Raw genomic sequence first — 22,383 nt, 5'->3', positions numbered from 1 at the left:
ACTTTAAAATAAATTTAGTAAGCATTTCCTCCAATATCCAGAAAATCTTCAACTTTATTTATATGAGGGTTTCTAAGTAAAAAATCAACTTATACTTCGAATGTTTTTACAACCTTCAGCTCGTTAAATTGCTAATTGTAGAGTAAGGTATATAATTGTATCAACAGAACTATACAATTTCATATATACTACTCAAAAAATTTCTGAAAGGGGATTAGTATATGATTAAAATAGGTAATAACACAATTGAAATCAAAAAAGGAGATATAACAAAAGAACACAGTGATGCCATTGTAAATCCTGCAAACAGCAAATTACAACATGGAGGCGGGGCAGCTCTAGCCATAGTCTCTGCTGGTGGATTTGAAATACAAAATGATAGCAATAAACTTATGTCAATAATTGGAAGTGTTCCTACTGGAAAAGCAGTCATAACATATGGACATAAGTTACCTGCTAAATTTGTTATACACACTGTAGGCCCTGTAATGGGTGAAGGCAATGAAAATGAGAAGCTTAAAAAAGCTGTAACAAGTGTGCTCAATCTGGCAGAGTGCTATAATTTACATTCTATATCCATGCCCGCCATAAGTTCCGGTATATTCGGCTTTCCAAAAGATAAATGTGCAGAAATACTTCTTGAAACTACCATAAAGTTTTTCACAAATAAAGATACGAGTTTAAATAAAGTTGTAATGTGCAATTTCGACGAAAAAACCTATAACATTTTCCTTGAAAAATCAAAAAAATACCTACTTAAATGAAATTAGGCTTCCTTTTTGTCTTGATTTTATTTTATGAACCAAGTAATAAATTGTGTAAAAAATAAAAATTCCAATCAAGCTTCCCAAAAAATCTATGAGTACATCACTTACAAGAGAACTTCTACCAGGCACAAACGCTTGGTGAAATTCATCCGTAACAGCATAAAAAAGACATACAAACATTATGTATATTAAAGCTTTTGCCCCTTTTACATTAAATTCAAATAACACTCCACTGACTAAAATAGCAAGTATAAAGTACTCAAATGCATGAGCATTTTTCCTTATAATTAAATTCAGTTTCTCTTCTCTATTTCCTGTAGGATTCACATATGTACTTTTAACTTGCCCTTTTTGAATTTTAATTTGAACATTGCCATTTACATCCTTACTTACAATTTTGTTTTCCTTGATTTGTCTGTACTCTTTTCTTAAATTGTCTAATATGTTATAACTTCTTTGGTTAGAGATATCACCATTATTTGATGAGTTATAAAATATAAATCCCATCCAAAGAATACATAAAATAATCAAAATTATCTTTTTAATACTTGTCACCTTCTTTGTTTTAATGCAATTATTATACCTCAAATTTAGGTAACAAGCACCTTCTATTTTATATTTAAATGAGGTATAATTTGCTATAGTAACACTATTATGTATTAAAGTAAATTTGCTAAATGGAGGAATAATATGTCATACACCAAAGTTAAATATGAAGATATAAAAAAGCTGTGTAATTTGGTCTTTGAGAAATTTGGATTCAACCGGGAAGATAGTGAAACCATAACTAGCGTTTTGCTTTTATCAGATCTATATGGAATTGAATCCCATGGTATTCAAAGGCTGGTAAAGTACTACAGTGAAATAAAAAGTGGTCTTATAAATATCAATTCTAAAATAAAAATAGTAAAGGAAACACCTGTATCTGCAACAATAGATGGCATGGGCGGTATGGGACAGCTAATTGGTAAAAAAGCTATGAATCTGGCAATTAAAAAAGCTAAAACTTCAGGAATGAGTATGGTAGTGGTTAGAAATTCAAATCACTATGGTATTGCAGGCTACTATGCCAAAATGGCTGAGGAGGAAGGACTTCTTGGAATTTCAATGACCAACTCTCCAGCTGTAATGGTACCAACCTTTGGAAAAGATGCTATGCTTGGCACAAATCCTATTGCCATATCTTTTCCAGCTAAACCCTACCCATTTTTAATGGATATGGCTACTAGCGTAGTTACTAGGGGAAAAATTGAAGTTTATAACAAAAGGCATGAACCTCTTCCCCTTGGTCTAGCTTTAAATAGTGATGGTGAAGATACTACAGATCCCTTAGATGTACTTCTTAATGTACGAAAAAATTCTGGAGGAGGACTGCTTCCTCTTGGAGGATCAAAAGAATCAACTGGAGGACATAAAGGTTATGGATTTGCACTTGCAGTTGAAATGTTTACAGCAATTTTATCTGGAGGATTTACTGCAAATAAAGTTAGCTTAGATAGGGAAAATGGATCTGGAACATGTCATTATTTCTTTGCAGTGGATTATGGTATATTTGGGGATAAACAATCCATTGAAGAGAACTTTTCCAGCTACCTAAATGAACTTAGAAATTCAAAGAAAGCAAAAGGCGCCACAAGAATATATACTCATGGTGAGAAAGAAGTAGAATCCTATAAGGATAAAATGAAAAATGGAATTCCAGTAAACGACACTACTCTTAAAGAAATATACGACATATGTGACTACTTTAGCATAAAAGCTAGTGACTATGTAACTAAAGTAGTATAATTGTAAATTATTAAAAAGGGGGCAATATTTTTGAATTCACAAATAGTTGAAAATCTAAAAAAAATTACCGGAGCAGACTGGGTTACGGATGATCTATCTCAGATGCAAAGTTACTTGCAGGATGAAACAGAAGCTTTAATTCGCGTTGAATCCTCAAAAGATTGTGTAGTAGTTAAACCCAGTTCACCAGAAGAAATATCCAAAATACTAACATATGCAAATGAAATCATGATACCTGTAATTGCTAGGGGCGGTGGTACAGGTGTATGTGGTGCAGCAGTTCCCATAAAACCAAGTATAATCTTATCTCTGGAAAGATTAAATAAGATCGTGGAATTTGATAAAAAGAATCTAATGATTACAGTGGAGTCTGGCGTAACTTTAGCAAATTTACTTGAAGAATTAAATAAACAGGATAAGTTATTCTTCCCAATACATCCCGGCGATGAAGGGGCACAAATTGGAGGAATGGTAGCTGTAAATGCAGGAGGTACAAAGGCTGTAAAACATGGAATTATGCGAAATCATGTTAAAGCTTTAGAAGTAGTTCTTCCTACAGGAGAAATAGCCACTTTAGGTGGAAAATTAATAAAAAACAACATGGGTTATGATTTGCTTCAGATGATGATTGGGAGCGAAGGGACTCTTGGTGTGATTACAAAAGTAACTTTAAAATTGTATGCAAAAAATAAATACACAGGTACACTCATAGTTTCCTTTGATTCAAGAAGGGATGCCTGCGACTGCGTTCCTAAAATACTTCAAGAAGGAATTACACCTTTAGCTATTGAATACATGGACAGACCTATTTCAGAAAAAGCTGCAGAGCACCTTGGTACTAAATGGCCTGCAACCAAAGGCTCTGTGGATTTAATGCTCATGCTGGACGCTAAAACTGAAGATGAACTTTATGATACTAGTGAACAAATCGTAGGAATATGTGAGGAACATAATGCAGTAGACAGCATTATAGCTGAAACTTCAAAGGATCAGAAGGAAATCTTAGCCATAAGGAGCAATGCCTACACTCCTTTTAAAGACCATGTAGCTGATGGACTTGACATGGCAGTTCCACCATCCGCAGTGCCTGATTTCTTTGACGATATATCTGCTTTATCTGAAAAATACCATACTGAAATCCCAGCAGTTGGCCATATAGGCGATGGGAATATTCATAATTTCATACTAAGTGACAATGGTAAATTGCCTTCTTACTATGAAGAATTTAAACAGGAAATGTACAAAATTGCATTGAAATATGGTGGAACAATAACTGCAGAACATGGAACTGGAAAAACCAGAAAAGAATATATGCCTCTTCAATTTACCAAAAGAGAAATTCAAATTATGGAAGGCATTAAGAAAGCATTTGATCCTAATGGAATTTTAAATCCAGGTACTATAGTAGATTAAGAATTATGGAATAAATCTATATACATTTCCAAATAAACCAAGAAATTCTCCATGCAACATATGGAGAATTTCTCTTTTCTTTATTTACTTATAAGTTTGGAAACTTCATCTTCAATTTCACTGCTTACAGCACCTGTTCCTCCTAAAATAGAGGCACCATTTAGTTTCATACCCTGTAAAAATGATTTTTCATCATCTGTTAAACTGTTATTTACAAGTATTATAGGTTCGCCCATATTTGCTGCATAACTGCTTCCTGAAAGTGCATCTGCAAAGTCATTTCCCGATGCTATACATACCTTGTTTCCCTGGGAGTTAAAATACTGTGCTGCTTTAAGGGATGTATCAAATCTATTCTGCCCGCCTATTCGTACAATATCTTTGCTGTCTATTTTAGCTAGCTTTGAAATATCATCCTGAACTTTTTCACTTACAGCTCCTTCCATTCCCATTATAAATACCTTAGTAGGTTTTATTGTTGAGATTTCATTCTTTATAGCATCCGGTATTTCATCTTTCTTTACCATAAGTACAGGATACTGCTTAATTGCTGCTGCACTGCTTATAGAAAGTGCATCTGCATAATTTTCACCTGATGCTATGATTACCGGAGTTCCTTCTTTTACTCCAGCTTCATCTACTATTTTTGCTGCTGTTTCATATCTGTCACTGCCCTTTAGCCTGTTTATATTTTTAAAACCTGCATTAACTATCTTTTCTTCCATGCCATCCTCTACAGAAGAACTTCCCCCGAGAATATATACAGTTCCATCTTGATTCATATTTGACTTCATGTACTGAAGTACTTTATCTTCATCGTCTTCATTATTTCTGACAAGGACTACTGGACCCTTGAATTTATAAGAAAGTATACTTCCTGAAAGTGCATCTGGATAGTTGTCTCCTGATGCTATTATAACTTTTGATACTTTATCCTTGTAGGCTGCCTTTGCAATTGCAAGAGAAGTATCTATTCTGCTCTGTCCCCACAGCCTTTCTATGTCTTCCTTTGCAGGGGATGGTGTTCCACCGCCACTGCCTCCAGAGCCGCCGCTTGAGCTGGATGAAGCTGCATTCATTCTAAAGCTGTATTTTACAATTGTCTTATCTACAGATATGGTAGTACTTGTATATTTGTCATATCCACTTTTGTCTGCTTCTATATAGTAATCTGTATCAGGATACACCATAAATCCATAGGCACCATTTGAATCACTTGTCTGTGGATTGCTGTTATCTGCAGGCTTAAATCCAGCTATAACTGGAAGTTTTACTGCAGTACCAGGAGTTTTTCCAGAAGCCTTGTTTCTTGCAGTGTCAGCATAATACAAAGTTACATTTGCACCTGAAATAACTTTTCCCGTAGAAACATCTGTTATAATTCCATAAGGATCAATAAGACTGCTTGCAAGACTTACATCTCCATTTTGAGAAACCTTAATATCAATGGTTCCAATTATTATTTTCTGGCCATTGCCCATGTCAAAGGTTACATCAATTTTTGAATCCGTGCTGTCTTTCAAATTTGTTATTTTAATGGTTCCATCTTGAGAAATTGAAACCCTTGCATTTCCTTCAGAAGAAAAGCCAATCTTTGATAAATCACTTATCGGACTTTCTGTTCCATCAGGTTCCTTTACAAGTAAAATATCCTGTGCTTTCACAGAAAGCATCCTGGTTTTATCAGCTTCAGTAGTTATTTCAGTATCTATCGTCTTAACTGCTTTCCCTGTTTCATCTACTACAGTACCTGTCCCCTTTGTTTCTACCGGAGTCGTATCTTCCACTGTTATGGACAGCGTCTGTGAATTTCCTGCACTGAAGTTAAAGGTTAATACTGTTGTTCCTGCTGTTTGTTTTGCAAGATAAGCTTTGCTTATGGTTACTGTATCCCCGCTTACTGTATAGTCTGTCCCTGAAGTAAGCTTTGCTAACCCATTATATATACTGCTCAATGTACCTCCATTTAGTGTCATGGTTACTGGAATGTCCTTGTAATTTGATGAACTAGTATATTTGTCAAAACTTGCAACTGTTGGATTTATGTTTGAAAAGGTTAAATCAAAATTACTGTCTGTACTGCCTGGTGTCATTTTTAAAATTGCTATATATTGTCCTGGGCTGATATTGTTATTTGCTCCCACAGTGACTAAAACTGTTATCCCATTTTCCAGATCTGCATCAGTTATACTTGAGATTTCAGGAAATGTTACATCAATGCTTTTACTTTCTACACTTATGACTGCCTCACTAGCTTTTGTATCATTTACTGCTTTTACTATATTGTCTTTTACTGTATTGGGAAGTTTAAACTCGTATCCACTTGACCCATATGAGTTTATAACTAAATTATTAACATTTACATTTTCGCTTCCATTTCCCCCTAAAAACTTCACCATAGCCATACCTATACCATTTACATCAACAACCTGAACCGTTCCATTTCCTGCTCCATCCTCAGCATAAATTGAATATTCTCCATTTGCATTCACAGAAAAACTATTTCCATTAATAGTTTGCACTGCAGCTCCTGCAGTTTTAAAATAGCTTATATCCTTCATTCCCGGGGCATAAAGCTTTTTTGCTACACCGCTAGTTGCATCTGAGAAATTAGCTGTTACTATAGCCTGATTAGTCCATGCTTGCGGCGTAACACTTACATTTTTAATACTCGGGGGAGTTTTGTCCAATATTATGGATATTGTTGTAGCTATTATTAGATCTCCTGCACTAACAGTAGAGATAGATCCATATATATTTATATATTTGATTCCATCACCTATGGGTAAAGTACATGGAGTACTCCAGTCTGATGCACTGTAATTTTCTTGCTGACCCCATGTTTGTCCGCCATCAGTAGAAAGACTAACAGGTCCACATTTAACATTTTCTATTCCATCGATATTATATCCATACATGCTATCTCCTTTAAAATTAACTGTTACATTTTGACTATTGGTATACATATCTCCCCCATTTATCTTTGTATAGTCAATAATTTCTGTACCAGTACTATCTATTGTCTGGGAAACACCGCCAGATTCCTTTCCTGACGAATCTTTAAATTTAATATATACACGTCTTAGATTACTACTATGATCCCAGTTATTATCACTTATCCAATTGCCATCAGCTAACTTCCAATTATCAACTTCCATATAGTTATGTCCTGATACTAATGTATAATTTATCCACTTTCCATCATTGCTATTTCCCCTATTCTGAATGCCTGTTTCATTGTTAAAAAAATCTCCACTGTTTGAAATCATTACTTGTTGAGGTTGTGTTAAAATACCATCACTATTAAATCGTAAAGTTACACTTACATCAGCTGCATAAACTAGTGATGAACTTCTTATCCACATTATAACTAAAATACATAGCATACCAAAAATCAAATTCTTTATTTTATTCATTTTTCCTCCCCTTTATTGAGTTTGTTTAGAAATTTTCCGATGGAGAAACTGTAGCAAAAATCATTATAGGCTGCGTGATAATTAATATACAGGCTGGCATAAAATTATTTTGTCCTCCACTTTTATATTTTTAAAGCGTTCAATATCTTTTAGACTTGAGTAAAGCATTGTTTTTATTATCCTCTGCATATTAAACAGAATTTTATTGCCGTGTTCCAATTCTATGAGAAGTGTGTAATCATTATTTAGAATCACATTTACTATACTGCTCACCTGATGTTCCTCCTTTCATTTCATTTTTAATCCAAATATTTTACAAAACTATGAAGAAATTCTCCATACAACTCCGATTGTAGCAGGTAATTTTTTTTTGCATATACTCCTTTTGGCGTATTTTTTATATAGATTTTATCAATTTTATGTATAATATCTACATTAATTGCATATGCAAAAGGTTATACATATTGCATTAATCATGTATAACCTTCTTTATATTATGCTATTTATTTTTCAAGCCTATCAATGTTTTGCAGATGTTGTTTATATCTTCATTAGACAAACTATCAAAGTCATCTAACTCTTCCTTAATGGTATCCAAAACCTTGTATTTAAAATTTTTACGTACCTTTTTAGCCTTCCTATCTATAAAGTATGCAGAAATGGTACTTGTAAGCGTTCCTATAAATCCTATACCCGTAAGCATTAAAATGGATGCTATTATCCTTCCTGCTGTGGTTGAGGGAGAAATATCACCGTATCCCACTGTAGTTGTAGTTACAAAACTCAGCCAAATTGAATCTCCAAGTGTCCTGCCTTCTGCAAAATGCATCCCCACTCCTCCCATAAGTATAGTGACTATGGTAAGTTGAAGTATATAATTAAATTTATTAGTTTTTATAAATTCATTTAAACATTTTTGAAACTTAAAGAAGAATGCCAGAGCCCGTAAAGATCTTAAAAAATTTATTAATTTTAAAGTTTTAAATAATTTTGTACTTTCAACTATCCTTAAACTTTGAAATATCATATTAAATGGTATTATGGCAATTAAGTCTATAATATTTTTCTTTATGAAAGTCTTTTTATTGTCTGAAATTATAAGTCGTGTAAAATAGTCGACTACAAAAATCATCCATATTATATTATCTATTTTGTGAACTGTATCCAGGTCTCTAGCTGTAAGATTCCCTGCATCTTCAAATATAAGTATAATTATAATGCTTAAAGACAGTATTCCTATAAAAACATTGTAAATTAATTTTAAGCTTTTTTTAGAAATTTTATGGATCATAACTTTCCCCCAGATAAGTTTCTCTTCTGTAAAAATATTTTTAATCCAGTGTATTCAAAATATCCTTTATTTTTACTATCGCAAGTCCAATAGAATTATCACATATTCCATAATATATATATAATTCATCTTCCCGCAAAACAGATCCACAAGGGAAAATAACATCTGAAAAGAACCCCGATTTTTCATAATTTTCTTCAGGTCTAAGAATGGGCTCTTTACTTCGTCCAATAACTTTTTCCGGGCAATTTGTATCAAGTAAAAGTGCTCCCATAGAATAATGTTCCATATCATCTACCCCATGGTATAATTCAAGCCATCCTTCATCTGTTTTTATAGGAGGTATACCTGCCCCTACTTTAGAAGAGTCCCAGGAGCTTTCTCTAGTACATGCCAATATTTTATGATTCCCCCAGTTGATCAAGTTATCCGATTCAGATATCCATATTACAGGATTGCCGGTACTCTTTGATACCGGCCTATTTAGTGCAAAATACTTTTCACCTATTTTTTCTGGAAAAATCACTGCGTCTTTATTTTCAGTATTAAAAATATTACCTAATTTTTTATAGCTTTTAAAATCATTAGTTACAGCTAACTCCACTACAATACCATACTTGGATACTGCGCTATAAGTCATATAATAATTATCGTCTATTTTAGTTATTCTTGGATCTTCAACTCCAAAACTTTCATATTTATTTTCCGGGAAAATAAAAGGAACCTCGTCTATTTTAAAGTTTACACCATCGCAGCTTCTTGCAATTCTTATATGTGACATAGAAGTAAGATAGTCAAAATCAACATTGCTACCTACCTTTTTTATAACTCTTGAATCACTAAAATCATAGTTTTCATCTTTTTTATTTATTGTCACAAATTTAAGCTTATTATTTTCATCTAAAAGGGAGACTCTCATATAATCTTCCGTTTCCTGCTCAACTCTTTCAGCTATTCTCAAAGCTAAAACCACTTCTCCATTACACTCTGCTGCCCCTGGATTAAACACCCCTATAACCTGAAAGTCTTTACTAGAGGGAGTTATATCACTGCATGTTATAATTGGATTACCTTTATATCTTCTTATATCCATTTTTCCTCCTATAAATTATCGAAGTATAATTCTGGATTTTTATTCATATAATCATAAAATGGATTATCTATTTCGAGTGTTTGTGCTTCAATGTCACTTATTCCTGCATACAAAATGGCTTTCTTACCCTTAAATGTGAGTCCTCCACTAAAGACTACATCATAAAGCGTTTCATTTTTACTAGGTCCCGGCAAGAAATCATTTCTGCTTGCAATTATCTGTACGTCTTTATATGCCATAGAATTTATATCAAGTACAAAAGTCATGGAATAATAGTGCTTCATTCCCTTCTCGTCTACTTTTGCTATATGCCCTAAAAGTCCTATATTATTTTGATCAATAGGATATATGCTGTTGATTCCTCCCCATTCATCATCATTAAAAAAATCATTTAAAATAGGAGCATCTTCAATAACTCCCATGCTCAAATCATTTAATCTTTTAATCTTTGCAAATCCTATCTTTCCTCTTCCACCTTTAGCTCCTTGAGGACGGGTTAATACACCTATGGTACCATCTTTTAGCTCAGTTATGCGTAAATCCTTCATTCCCTCAGGTCCTACAAAAAAAAGCTTAAGATGAAAAATGTCCTTACCTTTATATATCATAGTTCTCCATATAAGATTATTAGGATCATTTATATCATTAAACACTTCAACTCCGCCTACTACCATTTCATTACCTATCTTTGTGAAAAATGGGTCTTCCAAATTCATAATAGGTGATTCTATTATATGACACCATGCATCTTCATATTTTTCAAAAAAAAGAACCATGGAATCGTTACTTCTCTTTGATTCAACTCTACCAGCTATTACTGTTCTACCATTGCTTAAAAAAGGAGCTGTTATATTATAAACATCCTTGTTAAATATTCCTATAAATTTAACTCTCTTGGCTATTTTTTTTGCTTTTTTATTATCATACTCCTTCAATAATTTATCACAAGTAACAAGCATATTTTCACCTTCTTAGTTTTAGTTAACCTAATTATATTATAATTCTTATTTTTTCAATTTTCTATATTTTTACCAAAATAAAACCAGAAAGCATAATTTCACTTTCTGGCTTTATTGGGTTTCTAATCGAAAAATCAACTTATACTCCGGATATTTTTTACAACCTTCAGTTCGTTAAATATTTTGATAAGGCTAAGCAAAAAATTTTAAAAAATACTGAGAACTTTTGAAAACTCGTACCTCAAACAATTCAAAAGTTCTAGATTTTCTAAAAATTTTTTACTAAGACTTATACATAAAATATACTAACAAAATTGAAATTACACTTAAAAACTTTTTTCATAAGTCTTAGCGAGGTATTTTAGAAGATCTTAGAAACTTATATATGTCTGAGGTACGAGTTTATCCGATGACTACCTGCTCTAATACTCCCACGCACTCTGTGAAAGCGACTATCACCAAATCAAAGATTTGGGATATCTGCTTTTCTCCAAGTGGGAGTATTAGAGCAGCTACGTCCCTGGATAACGATTTCTAAGCGTCAGATGGAGTCAAAACTCCATCTGACGCTTAGAACTCTGTTTATATAAGCTTCTTTAGATTTTCAAAATACCAAGCTTTAGATTTATAAAAAGTTTTTAGTGTGATGAATTTTGTTAGTATATGGCTGGTATAAGTAAACTTTCTACTTAGAAACTCTATAAGTTAATTATTAAACTTGCTTCCCATATCATTTATATATTGGACAAAGGTTTGTCCTATATCATCCAAAGACCAAAGACCTGTAGCTTTATAGCCATATTTACTATATGCAGTATAATCTTCATAATTTATACTGTAAGTTTGTATTATAGGATATATTGGCTTGTCCAATCCATATGCTTTATAATCTGCAGCCATTTGATCCAAACATCTATTTACGGACCACTGCATTTCTCCCCAATAACATTGAGGTGCTGAAAAGTCACAGTATTTGTTAAAAACTGAATAAGCTATATCCTGGTGATAACTGGCTATTGGAAAAGATGTATACCCAATTATTGCATTAGGGCACTGGCTTCTTATAAGCTCACATATCTCCTCTGTCTGCTCAGCTTTATTTTCTACAGCATCTTCTGCATCAAATACATAGTAATCACTGTTATTTAATGCTTCTATAATTAAATTACCCTCACCTTGAACATCATCAAAATGATTGTAACCCCATGTTCCTACTTTAAATCCTGCCTCTTTGAAATATCCAACATACTTTAAAAAATCATCTCTAAAATTGGTGCCTCCACCTGAAGGACTGGAACCTTCGTTGTATTTAATACACACATTGTTTATCCCCATAGATTTTAATTTTGCTATTAAATTATCTATGCCTCCATAAGCATCCACTTGATTTTGAAGTTCCCATATCCACATGGAAGTAGAAGCTATACTATCCACATCTTTAGTGGAAGGGTTTATAGTTAAGGACAAATCAACTTCCTTACTATATCCTTTTACCTGTCCTTGATAAACATACTTTCCTGGTGAAGCTAAAGTATTTACTTTCTCATTCCATTCAACTCCTACCTGCACTTTTCCTCCATCAGACATAACTGCTGTTACCTCATCAGGCAGCTTATAACTATCACCTTGGTTTATTGACACACTGATATCATCTATATTCTCTATTTTTGCCCCAGTTTTAAAATTCATGGTAAGAGCAGTTTTTAAAACTTTATTATATCTACCCATTAGGTTATTATCAATTTTCAATATATAATAACTTTCAGGATCATAAGCTGAAACTGTAGATACAGTCATATAGCTATCGTAATTACTTAAAGATATATTTATCGGCACTTCTGCATTAGTTTTTTTGTTTATAATTTTTACATTTTCTTTAGCTGAAGACAAATCTATAGGTTGGTTAAAGTGAATTATCCAGCTTTTATCCACAGGAACGTTGTCCACATTATCTGCATTTGCTGGCAAGAGATTACCACTGCTTTCACTTACTGAAGAACTAGAATTACTTTCCGATATGTATTTAGATTCCTCTTGTGATGCTAAAATTTTGGATGTGTCTTGTAATGTTTGGGACTTTGAATTGTCTTGAGTTGATACTACTTGAGTCTGGGGTTTGGTTGTATTAGTAGAAACATCACTCGCTAATACAATATTACACGGATTTAGCTGATACATTACAACAATTGATGCAAACATTAAAAGATTCTTTAAATTTTTAATCAATTTTTTCTCTCCCTTCATATAAGCTAAAAAATATTTTCTATTTTTTGCAAATTTCTATTGACTTTTAATATACCAGTATATTACCATATTATCTCCCCAAAATCAACAATAGGTGGGCGATGTACATTATTCCATCTGTTCCATATTATCTTTACAAATACATAATTAGATACATCTTCAAAGCAAAAGTAAATAGTGGTAGCATTGTATCTTATTATGAATATACTATAGAAGTAACCATACTATAGGAGGAACATAATGCACTTATTGCCTTCATTTTTATTTGCCTTATCCGCAAATATAGACAGTTTCACTGTAGGAATATCCTATGGTATTAAAAAAATGAAAATTAGTCCATTAAGTACTATTCTAATAGCTTTAATTGCTACTGCAGGAACATTTCTATCTATGGTTCTAGGTAAATTTCTAATTAAGTTTATGTCTGAAAATATAGCCAATATCATTGGAAGCGGTTTTTTGATATTAATGGGCATATGGTTTATAATTGACGCTGTTATAAAAAATCACTGTAATGAAAATAAAAAACTGTGTAATGCTGAAAATAATCTTTTACCCTATAAAAATCTTTTGGACAATCCAGAAATAGCCGACGCTGATAATTCAGGCTATATAGATGTTAAAGAATCTATATTTCTAGCCTTCGCTCTCACAATAAATAATGTTGGAGTAGGTATAGGCGCAAGTATAACTGGTATCAATATATTACTTGCCACTATATTTACCTTCATTCTCAGTACAACAGGCCTAGTTGCAGGATGTGTTATAGGCAGCAGCTGTTTGTCTAAATTTTTCGGTAAATATGCTCCTTTTGTATCTGGCATTAGTATTATAATTTTAGGTATCTATGAACTAATCATCTAAATTTCCGTTTTTCATATTGGGGCAGTCCCTTTCCTGTCCTATAGGTATTATATATGGCTTGCCGGTAACTGGATTTTTTATTATGCATACATTTATTTTATACACCTTTTTTATGTTTTTTTCTGTGAGTACTTCCCGAGGAGTTCCCTGCATTACAACTCTTCCACTATTTACAAGTATCACATGGTCACTGTACTGTGCTGCAAAATTTAAATCGTGAAGTACCATTATAACTGTTATCTTTTTGCTAAGTGATTTAACATTATCCAAAATTTCAATCTGATGGTATATGTCAAGATTAGATATGGGTTCATCCAGTAGTATTATATCCGTATCTTGGGTAAGTGCCCGTGCTATAAGAACTCTTTGTTTTTCACCACCGCTTAACTGATTTATAAATTTGTCACGGAATCTCCAGGTATTAGTAACCTCCATAGCCTGTTTAGCAATATTATAATCACTTTCTGATTCACTTTGAAGTTTCGAAAAATAAGGCGCCCTTCCCATCAAAACTATATCCTGTACGGAAAAATCCATATCCAAGTTGCTATTTTGGGGAACTACCGCAAGTTTTCTTGCCAGTGCCTTACTTTTTAAATCCAGTATATCCTTATCTTTTATAAAAACTGTGCTCTTATAAGGCTTCAAGGTTTTAGCAATATTTTTTAGTAAAGTAGTTTTACCAGAACCATTAGGCCCTATAATCGAATAAAATTTATTTTTTTTAAAATCTATGTTTATATCATGAAGTATATTAACTTCATCAAAACTGTAATTTAAATTTTTAACTTCAATTGCACACAAATTTGAATTATTCATTATATCACTCTCTTTTTAGATTTTATTAAAAGATAAATAAAGTATGGAGATCCAAATAAAGCAGTTACAGCACCCACAGGTATTTCAGAAGGAGCAGCTACAGTTCTTGCCACTGTATCGCAAATAATCATAAACACAGCTCCAATTATCAATGAGAAAGGCAATAGCACCCTATGGTCAGGTCCAAATACCATACGTACTGCATGGGGAATTATTAGTCCTACAAACCCTATTACACCACTTATAGACACACAAGCTGCAACAATTATCGAGGAAACAGCAAGTACTATTTTTTTTACATTTTCAACTTCTATGCCTAAACTTTTAGCAGTATCATCCCCTGTAAGCATTATATTTAGATCTCTTGAAAATAAAAGTATTATAATTACACCCAAGAATATGAAAGGCATCAGCATCAATATTTGATTATAGGTTGCTGCAGAAACACTTCCCATTGTCCAAAAAACAATTTTTTCAACCTGCTGCCTGTTGAATACCATTATTATAGATATTATTGAAGATAGAAGAAAGCTCACAGAAACACCTGCCAGAAGCAGTGTAGTTGGTGGTATCTTGTTTTTTACCCTGGCTATGTTATAAACCAAAACAGTAGTTGCAATAGATCCTACAAAAGCCATCATAGTAATAGCTGTAGATCCTAAAAGCAAAGTATCCAGCTGCAACATAAATCCAATTGCAGCTCCAAGAGCAGCTCCTGAAGATACTCCAAGTACGTAAGGATCTGCCATTGGATTTTTAAATATTGCCTGAAAGGATGCACCTACTACTGATAATCCCATTCCAACTAATGCTGAAGTTATTATCCTTGGTAAACGTATCTGTAATATTATGAGCATGTGATTTTGTGACATACTTGCTGTAGAAACTAAACCTCCCACAATAGGTATTTTACTTAGTATCACATATAGTGTTTCCTTGAAGGATATATCTGCAGAACCCAGCATAGCTGATATTACTGCCGAAAAAAATAATATTACTATGCAAATGCAAAAAAACAACTTAAAATGTTTTTTTCGGGAAAATTTCATAAGCATATTCCTCTCTTATATATACTTAAAATGCTTCAGGATGAATTATCTTTGCCAGAGCTTCTAACCCATCTGCAAGTCTAGGTCCCTGTCTGCTTATAATATCTTCATCAATTTCGAAAAGTTTATTTTTCTTTACAGCATCCAAATCTTTATAACCCTTTGTAGACTTAATGCCATTTTTGCTATTAAATTTATTGGAACATATAAGTATATCAGGATTTTTTTCAACAAGTTTTTCGAGACTGTAATTCCAACCTGTAACATCAGAAGCAGCATTTTTGCCTCCTGCCATTTCAATCATCTTGCCTACAAAAGTGTCTTTTCCCGCAGTAAAATCGCCGCTTGTACCATAGCTTACTACATAATATACTGTAGGGGTGCTCTTTCCTTTTACCTTTTCCTGTACAACTTTAACTTTTTCTTTCATATTTGAAACTATACTATATGCCTTTTTATTAGCATTCACTATTTTTCCTATATTTTCTATATTATTATAAGTATTTTCAAAGCTTTCATTTTTTGAAATAGTTAAAACCTTTATATTAAGCTGCTGCAGCTTTTTTAAAATGTCCGGTTTAGTTAAATTAGACGCTATTACAACATCAGGTTTAAGTTCAACAATTTTTTCAGCACTTGGGTCAGTTATAGTACCCACAGATGGTATTTTAGAAGCTTGTGTAGGGTACGTGCAAAAATCAGTTCTACCTACCAAAATATTTTGTTTGTTTAATGCATAAATTGTTTCTGTAACATTAGGTGATAAGGATACCACCTTTTTAGGCTCACTTTGAATTGTAATTTCCGTATTAGTTGAATCTTTTAATTTTAAAGGATAAGCGGTATTTTTAGTAGATTCACTTTTGCTGCTGCTGTCTGTAGTAGAATTGCTTGTATTAGATGCTCCACATCCCGCCAAAAATACCGTAATCGTAATCATAATTAGTAAAACAAATTTTTTGCTACTCTTAAACATTAGTTACTCCCTCCAATTAATTCAATAAACTAAAAAAACTATTACCCATAGATAACAGTTTTTAAGTAAATTAATTTACTCTAAAGCCTATCCACGTAAGCTATCCGTAAATTTTAGGCAGGTCTCCTGGCTCTGATTCATTGCATATTTACACCTTCCCTGTTTCCAAGTGGCAATTTCATAAATATACTCCTCATTACAGTGGCGGGACCGCATAAGCTCTTCACTTATTTCCCTTTTAAACTTAAAAATCAAGTACCTAAAATTCAATATTAAATTATAGAATAAGTATATCATTTCTCCTATTTTATATCAAATTCTACTTTTTATACCCTATGCATTTTCAAAGAAATAGCAGCCAATGTGCTAGCCTATTTTTTATCTGATGGCTACCTACTGTAACACTCCCGCTTCTATCAAAGTGGGAGCTAACAGTAGCTACGCCCCTAGATAATTCATCTAAACTTAGTGGGAGAAACAAAACTCCCACTAAGTAAGATTCATTGATAATAATCTGCATCATATCCAGGTGATACATATTTTCCACGGCCTTCTGCTATCAATATCACCTTTACATTATGTCTCTCAAGCGCGGAAAGTTCCTTGCCATCATTGGTATAATTAGGATTAGGCTTATACCAGGACTTACTTGCAAAATAACTCTTATATGGTTCTGTAGGAAATGTGTAGCCATGCCTTGCAAATATTTCATTTCTAGCAAGTGCCAGCTGCTTTTTACTCATACCTTTCAGGTCATTACTAGTAAGTGCCCTTGTATTGCTGTAAGGTATCACGTATTCTCCTGAATTATTATCTGAATCATTTTCATCATTGTTATTCAAATCAGAAGAAACGTTTTGCTTGGATTCCACATTTGAAACATTTTTGCCGGGACCTTTATTTATAAGTGAGGATATCATCTTAAAGGCAACAACAAATACAATTATAGTTAAAATAGTTATACCTATCATTTTGAAATTAAATGGCCGCTTATCTTTAAGTTGAGTGTCATCTATCTCTCTGGTAAATTCATCTTTATCTTTTCTATCTGTCTTTTTTGTTTCATGAGATGAACTAAAATCAAAAGTATCGCTGTTCTTTAAGCTATCCTCATGCTTTTTATCTTCTTTTTTATAGTCATTATTTTCTTTTCCATAATACTTTGTATCATCATTTTTATCCTCTTCTCTTTCACGTTCCTTTTCCTGTTTTGCACCGCAGTATACACAAAACTTATCATTTTCATCCAGCTCTGTACCACATTCTCTACATTTAGGCATCTACTTGTCACCTCTAATCTTTATTTAAAAATAACTTCTTTAAAAAATACACTAGATTATGTTTATGTTCAACTTGTTCATTTTCCTCCATACACATAGTACTTTCTTTAACTTCTTCATTTTTAGAAGATGGGCATAAAATATTATCATACATATCAATGGTAAATTTTTCTCTAGAGCAAACATTATCTGCCTGAATAAAGAATTCATTTAAAGCCTGCTCATTTTCTATATTATTCATAACAAAGTCTATAAAAATATGATGTCTTTCATCAATTCCTTCAAGATAAAAATTATTATCTGCTATATCAAAAACATATCCTGCTTTTACATCTTGAGTAAGCCTTTTTATGCTTCCTTCAAGTAGAAATTCAATATTTATAAACTCCTTTATTTCAGGCTGCTTCACATAAGTTGTGAAACCAACCTTTCTCCTTACTGCAAAAGGAAGTGCCCTATACAGGTATTTTAGTATTCCTTTTATAACTTTATCCATATTTTCATCATAAGGAACCACAATATATATCTTTTTATTAAAAGCAGCTGCATCAAAACAAGCTTTTACCATATTTATAAACGTATTTTTATCTATAGAAGCAGCTAAAAACAAATCTTCTATAGAGTTAAACACATCACAGACTCTATCAACTTTCACTTCTCTCAAACTTTCTATAGAATTTCCCTTTTCCATATCATAATTTTCTACAAATCCTGAGGCATATATTATTTTTTCAGGATTTTCTATGTATAACTTTCTCTCATTCTCAGATATTACATAGCAGTGAGTAAAATACCTGTTTCTTTTTAAGGTATAGTCCTCCCCTGCAAAAACTGATTGCCCTATTATAATTTTTCCATCTCCAGTATTTGCATAAAAAAGTGCCTTTGGATATTTACTTAAATCTTTTTCTCCGGCTAAAAATGCAGGAGCAGTATAAGAGCATAAACTGTGAATAGTGTCTTTTATGAATTCATCCTCAAGTCCACTGCTTTTTGCAATAGTATCATAACCTGGAGTACTGCTAAATATTCCTCTTTTTTCCCTAGTATAATACTGCTGCTCTATCATATCTATTCCCTGCCCCCATCCAAATAATTCATTTTATAAAGCAGCCACAAAAAAGGCTCATCCACTCTAATAGGATTTATACTGCTGCTTCTATCTATTTCAAGATGATTGGAATTAGAACCCAGGGAAGATACTGCAAAATAACCTGCAGTTTTAAAGCAAGCATCCACGGCACCTTTAAATGGGGCATCAGCTTTCAATAAAAACTTTCTAACTTCACCATCAATATTTTCAAATTCATTTAAATTAAAAAATCCCTCATGATTGTAATTTTTAAATATATTACTGTTCTCTCCTATATATTCTTCATCCTTTAAATTCTTAAGCATATCACTTTTAGTAACTACTACTGCCGTAGGTATGTGCGTTTTTTCTTTAGATTCCTTGGATATAAAATTTTCAAACAAATACACTATTATATCCTTCGGTTCCTGATACTTTTCCGTAAAGTCACCTTTTTCCCTATTCACAATACTTAACTTTTTCCTCAAAGTCCTCATTTGAAGTGGATCCACAAGAAATATTATTCCATCTGAATTTTTTATATGTTCTGCATGATTTTCCATATAGGCCTTATCTGTCATACCCTCACCTGGTATATCGTAAAAAATAAGAGTCAAAGGTGGAATTTTATCTTCTTTAAATTTAAAATTTTCTATTAAAGGTTCTACATGCTGTTTTGGGGTAGGGTCCAGCATTAAATTTTTTTCAAAAATTCTCTCTTGATTTTCTCTTATCTCATCATTGTAACCAGAGTTTCCTGCAATAAGAGATGCCCCTATTCTTTCACAAGTATACTTTTCAAGAACATAAAGAAGAGTTGTCATATATACGGACTTCCCTACTTGAGAAGCTCCTATAACAGATATAATTTTAGAAGGTCCTCTTCCTGAAGTTATGGGCAAATCATTATGACAGTAAGGACATAATCTTTCATCTGTACTTACATCATATTTATCCTTTATTTCAATCAGTACTTTGTCCACTCTAGTCTTATTTCTTTCAGGAAGCACTTGGGCCTTAACAACGGGATTCATTGGTCCTAAAGTTCCTTTTCCTATCTTTTTATAGTATCTATTAAGAAGCTCATCCTCTACCTTTTCATATTCAGGATCGCCCTTTTCCGAGTGAGAAGCCCTGAATACCACATGATCTGATTTAAATTTTTTAAAGCAAAAAGGACATGTTATCATAAAAGGTCCTCTTTCATAAGTTGCCTTCTCATAAGTATTTCTAGATTCACTATTACCACTCCTGAAAAATTTAAAGATTCCCATACTCTCACTCCTCCATATTAAATCTCCTAAATTGAGAATAAACACATAGTGCTTACTATAAATATTTTTTCATATTTTCAAGAATAACCGAATATCCATTTGGCCACATATGTATACCTTCTATTGAAAATTCTTCTTTCAAATTTCCTTCTTCATCCATCACTTTAGTACCTCTATTCTATTGATTAATCAAAAAAATCCTTATGAGAAATATCTATATTATTACTGGCACTTACGTTTATGGCAAAATTACCACTTGCATTTGCCCCGATAATTCTAATAGAATATTTTCCATCATTAGGCGTAGTAAAATTTATATTACCTTTGTCTTTTAATTCATTTTTTTTCGCTATAATATTATATTTTGAATCTAAAATAACAATGTAAAATTTTCCTTCACTGATTTTTGTATCATCATTAATACTTATTTTATTACCTTTGTTAGATGTAAACTGCATTAAAGACCACTTTCCATCAAATTTTTTGAAATCAAAACTTTCACTATTTTTATCACTTTTGTGAGTTCCATTATAGTCAATGCTCTTATCTTCATTTATGCTTGATAAATACCTATTTGAGTCAATATTATGGAAATAATTATTATATAATGCCATTCCTCCTCCAATTATTATAACTATTAAGGCAAAAATAATTAATTTTTTCTCTTTTTTCATTTTACTAATCCCCCATTTTAAAGTGTTTGCCACTTTTTATCCACCTTAATTTTACAACTATTTTATACTATTTAATTAAAGCACACTAATTTAGACATATAATTTTACGAGTGTGAATTAAATTCTCTAAAACATATATTCCATAAACCATTTTCCCCCAAATTCAAATAATCTTCAGTTCACGATATTTTACCATTGTTCAATAATAAAAGAATATTACACATTTATATTATTTAATAAATGTTTATTGGACTATTGGGTATATTTCCAGCAATAATCTCCAAAAGAAGATTACCAATTTGTGGCGTGAAAAATTCTTCGTTCGATGATACTATCTCATCTAGGCTCCACCATCTATAATCTTTTAGAGTTCTTACCTCATTGAGTGTCATGTTTTTAAAGGATATATCTGCATTCTCTGATCTAATAAGATAATACCTCTCATAACTAACAAAATCTCCTTTTTTGCCATTAAAGACTACTTCTTTTGTCCATATCCAAGGTCCTATTGAATCAAATATTAAGCCTGTTTCTTCAAATAATTCTCTTTTTAATGCTTGTTCAAAGTTCTCGCCTTCCTCAACTTTACCACCAGGAGTTACCCATAAAACCTTCTCATTTTGAATTTTAGGGAATTTAAATTTGAATAGCAATATTTTATTTTCACTACTAATTAATATGGCTCGGGCTGATTTCCTTATAAACATACTATTCCCCCTACACGATTACCAATTTTAGTTCATCATAATTTACTTTTAAGTCACATAATAAGAATATTATGAACTAAGTCAAAGTATCTTTTAATCAATTAATTATCCCCTTTGTGTACTAAAATTTTTTATGAATGTTGTAAGTTAAAAATTAATATTAATGTGACTTAGCATTGTTTTCTATATTGATTTTTGCTTAAATAAGTCCACTTGTTTTTAATACCTTTCTCATACTTAGGAATTGCTAAATAAAATTTTTCAGGAATAATTTCATCCTTATAAATCCTATATCTTACATAAGAACCTTGCTTAAAGTCATAAACTTTCTTAACTCCTATTGCTTCAAATTTATGTCTATATTTCTTACCATCTATACTAAAGACAACTGAATATTTGCTTTTAAATAGTGTATATTTAACTACAGGTGCAGTATAAGAAGGTAGGTATTTTATTTTACATTCCATAGCCCTAATTTTCTTTTTTAAGACAATGCAGATAACTATGAATAGTATCGCTATAACTATTCCAATTAATGAAACCCTGAAATACATAGTTTTGTTATAATGAAAAAGAGAGTCTGTACCTCTCCTACCTTTTAGCAAGCCCATGAACGGCATCCCAAATCCAATACAAACTATGATAGTAAAAAAACTGAGTAAATTATTTATTGTCTTGTACATTTACCATGCCCCCA

General features: G+C 32.3%; 20 protein-coding genes and 1 riboswitch. Of the genes, 4 read left to right on the top strand and 16 right to left on the bottom strand.

Features of this window, described 5'->3' with window-relative positions:
- The first annotated feature begins 221 nt into the window (after nt 1-221).
- Nucleotides 222-764, top strand: a complete 543-nt coding sequence (locus CLAU_RS13140) for a macro domain-containing protein (RefSeq protein ID WP_023162796.1) — start codon at nt 222-224, stop codon at nt 762-764.
- Here the strand turns inward: CLAU_RS13140 and CLAU_RS13135 are convergent.
- Entirely contained in the window at nt 753-1,313 is a 561-nt protein-coding gene (locus CLAU_RS13135; protein WP_029170080.1) for a VanZ family protein, read from the bottom strand. The genes CLAU_RS13140 and CLAU_RS13135 overlap by 12 nt on opposite strands.
- 144 nt (nt 1,314-1,457) lie before the next feature.
- On the opposite strand from CLAU_RS13135, the gene CLAU_RS13130 reads away from it, so the two are divergent.
- Together CLAU_RS13130 and CLAU_RS13125 are read left to right on the top strand one after the other, a co-directional pair.
- On the top strand, nt 1,458-2,555 hold the full coding sequence (locus CLAU_RS13130; RefSeq protein WP_023162794.1) for an Ldh family oxidoreductase: 1,098 nt from the start codon (nt 1,458-1,460) through the stop codon (nt 2,553-2,555).
- A gap of 30 nt (nt 2,556-2,585) precedes the next feature.
- The gene (locus CLAU_RS13125) at nt 2,586-3,968 is read left to right on the top strand and encodes an FAD-binding oxidoreductase (RefSeq protein ID WP_023162793.1); all 1,383 of its coding nucleotides are present in this window, start codon (nt 2,586-2,588) and stop codon (nt 3,966-3,968) included.
- Between the two features lie 80 nt (nt 3,969-4,048).
- On the opposite strand, the gene CLAU_RS13120 is transcribed toward CLAU_RS13125, so the two are convergent.
- The 6 genes from CLAU_RS13120 to CLAU_RS13095 form a co-directional block, all read right to left on the bottom strand.
- Nucleotides 4,049-7,384 carry a cell wall-binding repeat-containing protein gene (locus CLAU_RS13120; RefSeq protein ID WP_029170081.1) on the bottom strand — a complete coding sequence of 1,112 codons (3,336 nt, stop codon included), beginning with the start codon at nt 7,382-7,384 and terminating at the stop codon, nt 4,049-4,051.
- An 81-nt stretch (nt 7,385-7,465) separates the two neighbouring features.
- The gene (locus CLAU_RS13115) at nt 7,466-7,657 is read right to left on the bottom strand and encodes a DUF2442 domain-containing protein (RefSeq protein WP_023162790.1); all 192 of its coding nucleotides are present in this window, start codon (nt 7,655-7,657) and stop codon (nt 7,466-7,468) included.
- Between the two features lie 226 nt (nt 7,658-7,883).
- Entirely contained in the window at nt 7,884-8,675 is a 792-nt protein-coding gene (locus CLAU_RS13110; RefSeq protein ID WP_013237271.1) for a potassium channel family protein, read from the bottom strand.
- Nucleotides 8,676-8,715: 40 nt separating this feature from the next.
- Nucleotides 8,716-9,768, bottom strand: coding sequence for a glycoside hydrolase family 130 protein (locus CLAU_RS13105; protein ID WP_023162789.1), 1,053 nt, complete (start codon nt 9,766-9,768; stop codon nt 8,716-8,718).
- An 8-nt stretch (nt 9,769-9,776) separates the two neighbouring features.
- On the bottom strand, nt 9,777-10,727 hold the full coding sequence (locus CLAU_RS13100; protein ID WP_013237269.1) for an MTP-1 family protein: 951 nt from the start codon (nt 10,725-10,727) through the stop codon (nt 9,777-9,779).
- A 705-nt stretch (nt 10,728-11,432) separates the two neighbouring features.
- Nucleotides 11,433-12,953: an Ig-like domain-containing protein gene (locus tag CLAU_RS13095; RefSeq protein WP_013237268.1), complete on the bottom strand. Its 1,521-nt coding sequence runs from the start codon at nt 12,951-12,953 to the stop codon at nt 11,433-11,435.
- Nucleotides 12,954-13,211: 258 nt separating this feature from the next.
- Here CLAU_RS13095 and ytaF point away from each other — a divergent pair, with 258 nt between their 5' ends.
- Complete coding sequence (gene ytaF, locus CLAU_RS13090; RefSeq protein ID WP_013237267.1) at nt 13,212-13,835, top strand: sporulation membrane protein YtaF; 624 nt, start codon at nt 13,212-13,214, stop codon at nt 13,833-13,835.
- Here ytaF and CLAU_RS13085 read toward each other — a convergent pair.
- The 9 genes from CLAU_RS13085 to CLAU_RS13045 all read right to left on the bottom strand — a co-directional run bounded on the left by CLAU_RS13085 (nt 13,824) and on the right by CLAU_RS13045 (nt 22,369).
- On the bottom strand, nt 13,824-14,654 hold the full coding sequence (locus CLAU_RS13085; RefSeq protein ID WP_013237266.1) for a heme ABC transporter ATP-binding protein: 831 nt from the start codon (nt 14,652-14,654) through the stop codon (nt 13,824-13,826). The two genes, ytaF and CLAU_RS13085, sit on opposite strands and share 12 nt — an antisense overlap.
- Nucleotides 14,654-15,703, bottom strand: coding sequence for a FecCD family ABC transporter permease (locus tag CLAU_RS13080; RefSeq protein WP_013237265.1), 1,050 nt, complete (start codon nt 15,701-15,703; stop codon nt 14,654-14,656). Before CLAU_RS13080 ends, CLAU_RS13085 begins: the two co-directional genes overlap by 1 nt.
- Before the next feature lie 25 nt (nt 15,704-15,728).
- A complete protein-coding gene (locus tag CLAU_RS13075; protein WP_023162788.1) occupies nt 15,729-16,679 on the bottom strand; it encodes an ABC transporter substrate-binding protein in 951 nt (316 codons plus the stop codon).
- Nucleotides 16,680-16,778: 99 nt separating this feature from the next.
- Nucleotides 16,779-16,957: riboswitch (cobalamin riboswitch) on the bottom strand.
- Between the two features lie 222 nt (nt 16,958-17,179).
- Nucleotides 17,180-17,959 (bottom strand): YARHG domain-containing protein, encoded by a 780-nt coding sequence (locus CLAU_RS13070; protein WP_023162786.1) that lies wholly within the window; start codon nt 17,957-17,959, stop codon nt 17,180-17,182.
- 13 nt (nt 17,960-17,972) lie between these two features.
- Entirely contained in the window at nt 17,973-19,028 is a 1,056-nt protein-coding gene (locus CLAU_RS13065; RefSeq protein ID WP_023162785.1) for a GAP1-N2 domain-containing protein, read from the bottom strand.
- Between the two features lie 2 nt (nt 19,029-19,030).
- On the bottom strand, nt 19,031-20,305 hold the full coding sequence (locus CLAU_RS13060; protein WP_023162784.1) for a TRAFAC clade GTPase domain-containing protein: 1,275 nt from the start codon (nt 20,303-20,305) through the stop codon (nt 19,031-19,033).
- A gap of 185 nt (nt 20,306-20,490) precedes the next feature.
- Entirely contained in the window at nt 20,491-20,979 is a 489-nt protein-coding gene (locus tag CLAU_RS13055; RefSeq protein WP_029170082.1) for a hypothetical protein, read from the bottom strand.
- A gap of 233 nt (nt 20,980-21,212) precedes the next feature.
- Complete coding sequence (locus tag CLAU_RS13050) at nt 21,213-21,686, bottom strand: NUDIX hydrolase (RefSeq protein ID WP_023162781.1); 474 nt, start codon at nt 21,684-21,686, stop codon at nt 21,213-21,215.
- Between the two features lie 170 nt (nt 21,687-21,856).
- On the bottom strand, nt 21,857-22,369 hold the full coding sequence (locus tag CLAU_RS13045; protein ID WP_013237257.1) for a hypothetical protein: 513 nt from the start codon (nt 22,367-22,369) through the stop codon (nt 21,857-21,859).
- Between the last annotated feature and the right edge of the window lie 14 nt (nt 22,370-22,383).

Origin of the sequence: Clostridium autoethanogenum DSM 10061, assembly GCF_001484725.1 — a bacterium.
Lineage (GTDB): Bacteria > Bacillota > Clostridia > Clostridiales > Clostridiaceae > Clostridium_B > Clostridium_B ljungdahlii.
This window is presented reverse-complemented; position numbering and strand designations above follow the sequence as displayed.

Coding starts and splice junctions, on each gene's coding strand:
- CLAU_RS13140 (WP_023162796.1), top strand. CDS start 222: ATGATTAAAATAGGTAATAACACAATTGAAATCAAAAAAGGAGATATA.
- CLAU_RS13075 (WP_023162788.1), bottom strand. CDS start 16,679: ATGTTTAAGAGTAGCAAAAAATTTGTTTTACTAATTATGATTACGATT.
- CLAU_RS13050 (WP_023162781.1), bottom strand. CDS start 21,686: ATGTTTATAAGGAAATCAGCCCGAGCCATATTAATTAGTAGTGAAAAT.
- CLAU_RS13060 (WP_023162784.1), bottom strand. CDS start 20,305: ATGGGAATCTTTAAATTTTTCAGGAGTGGTAATAGTGAATCTAGAAAT.
- CLAU_RS13045 (WP_013237257.1), bottom strand. CDS start 22,369: ATGTACAAGACAATAAATAATTTACTCAGTTTTTTTACTATCATAGTT.
- CLAU_RS13120 (WP_029170081.1), bottom strand. CDS start 7,384: ATGAATAAAATAAAGAATTTGATTTTTGGTATGCTATGTATTTTAGTT.
- CLAU_RS13065 (WP_023162785.1), bottom strand. CDS start 19,028: ATGATAGAGCAGCAGTATTATACTAGGGAAAAAAGAGGAATATTTAGC.
- CLAU_RS13110 (WP_013237271.1), bottom strand. CDS start 8,675: ATGATCCATAAAATTTCTAAAAAAAGCTTAAAATTAATTTACAATGTT.
- CLAU_RS13055 (WP_029170082.1), bottom strand. CDS start 20,979: ATGAAAAAAGAGAAAAAATTAATTATTTTTGCCTTAATAGTTATAATA.
- CLAU_RS13105 (WP_023162789.1), bottom strand. CDS start 9,768: ATGGATATAAGAAGATATAAAGGTAATCCAATTATAACATGCAGTGAT.
- ytaF (WP_013237267.1), top strand. CDS start 13,212: ATGCACTTATTGCCTTCATTTTTATTTGCCTTATCCGCAAATATAGAC.
- CLAU_RS13130 (WP_023162794.1), top strand. CDS start 1,458: ATGTCATACACCAAAGTTAAATATGAAGATATAAAAAAGCTGTGTAAT.
- CLAU_RS13100 (WP_013237269.1), bottom strand. CDS start 10,727: ATGCTTGTTACTTGTGATAAATTATTGAAGGAGTATGATAATAAAAAA.
- CLAU_RS13080 (WP_013237265.1), bottom strand. CDS start 15,703: ATGAAATTTTCCCGAAAAAAACATTTTAAGTTGTTTTTTTGCATTTGC.
- CLAU_RS13070 (WP_023162786.1), bottom strand. CDS start 17,959: ATGCCTAAATGTAGAGAATGTGGTACAGAGCTGGATGAAAATGATAAG.
- CLAU_RS13085 (WP_013237266.1), bottom strand. CDS start 14,654: ATGAATAATTCAAATTTGTGTGCAATTGAAGTTAAAAATTTAAATTAC.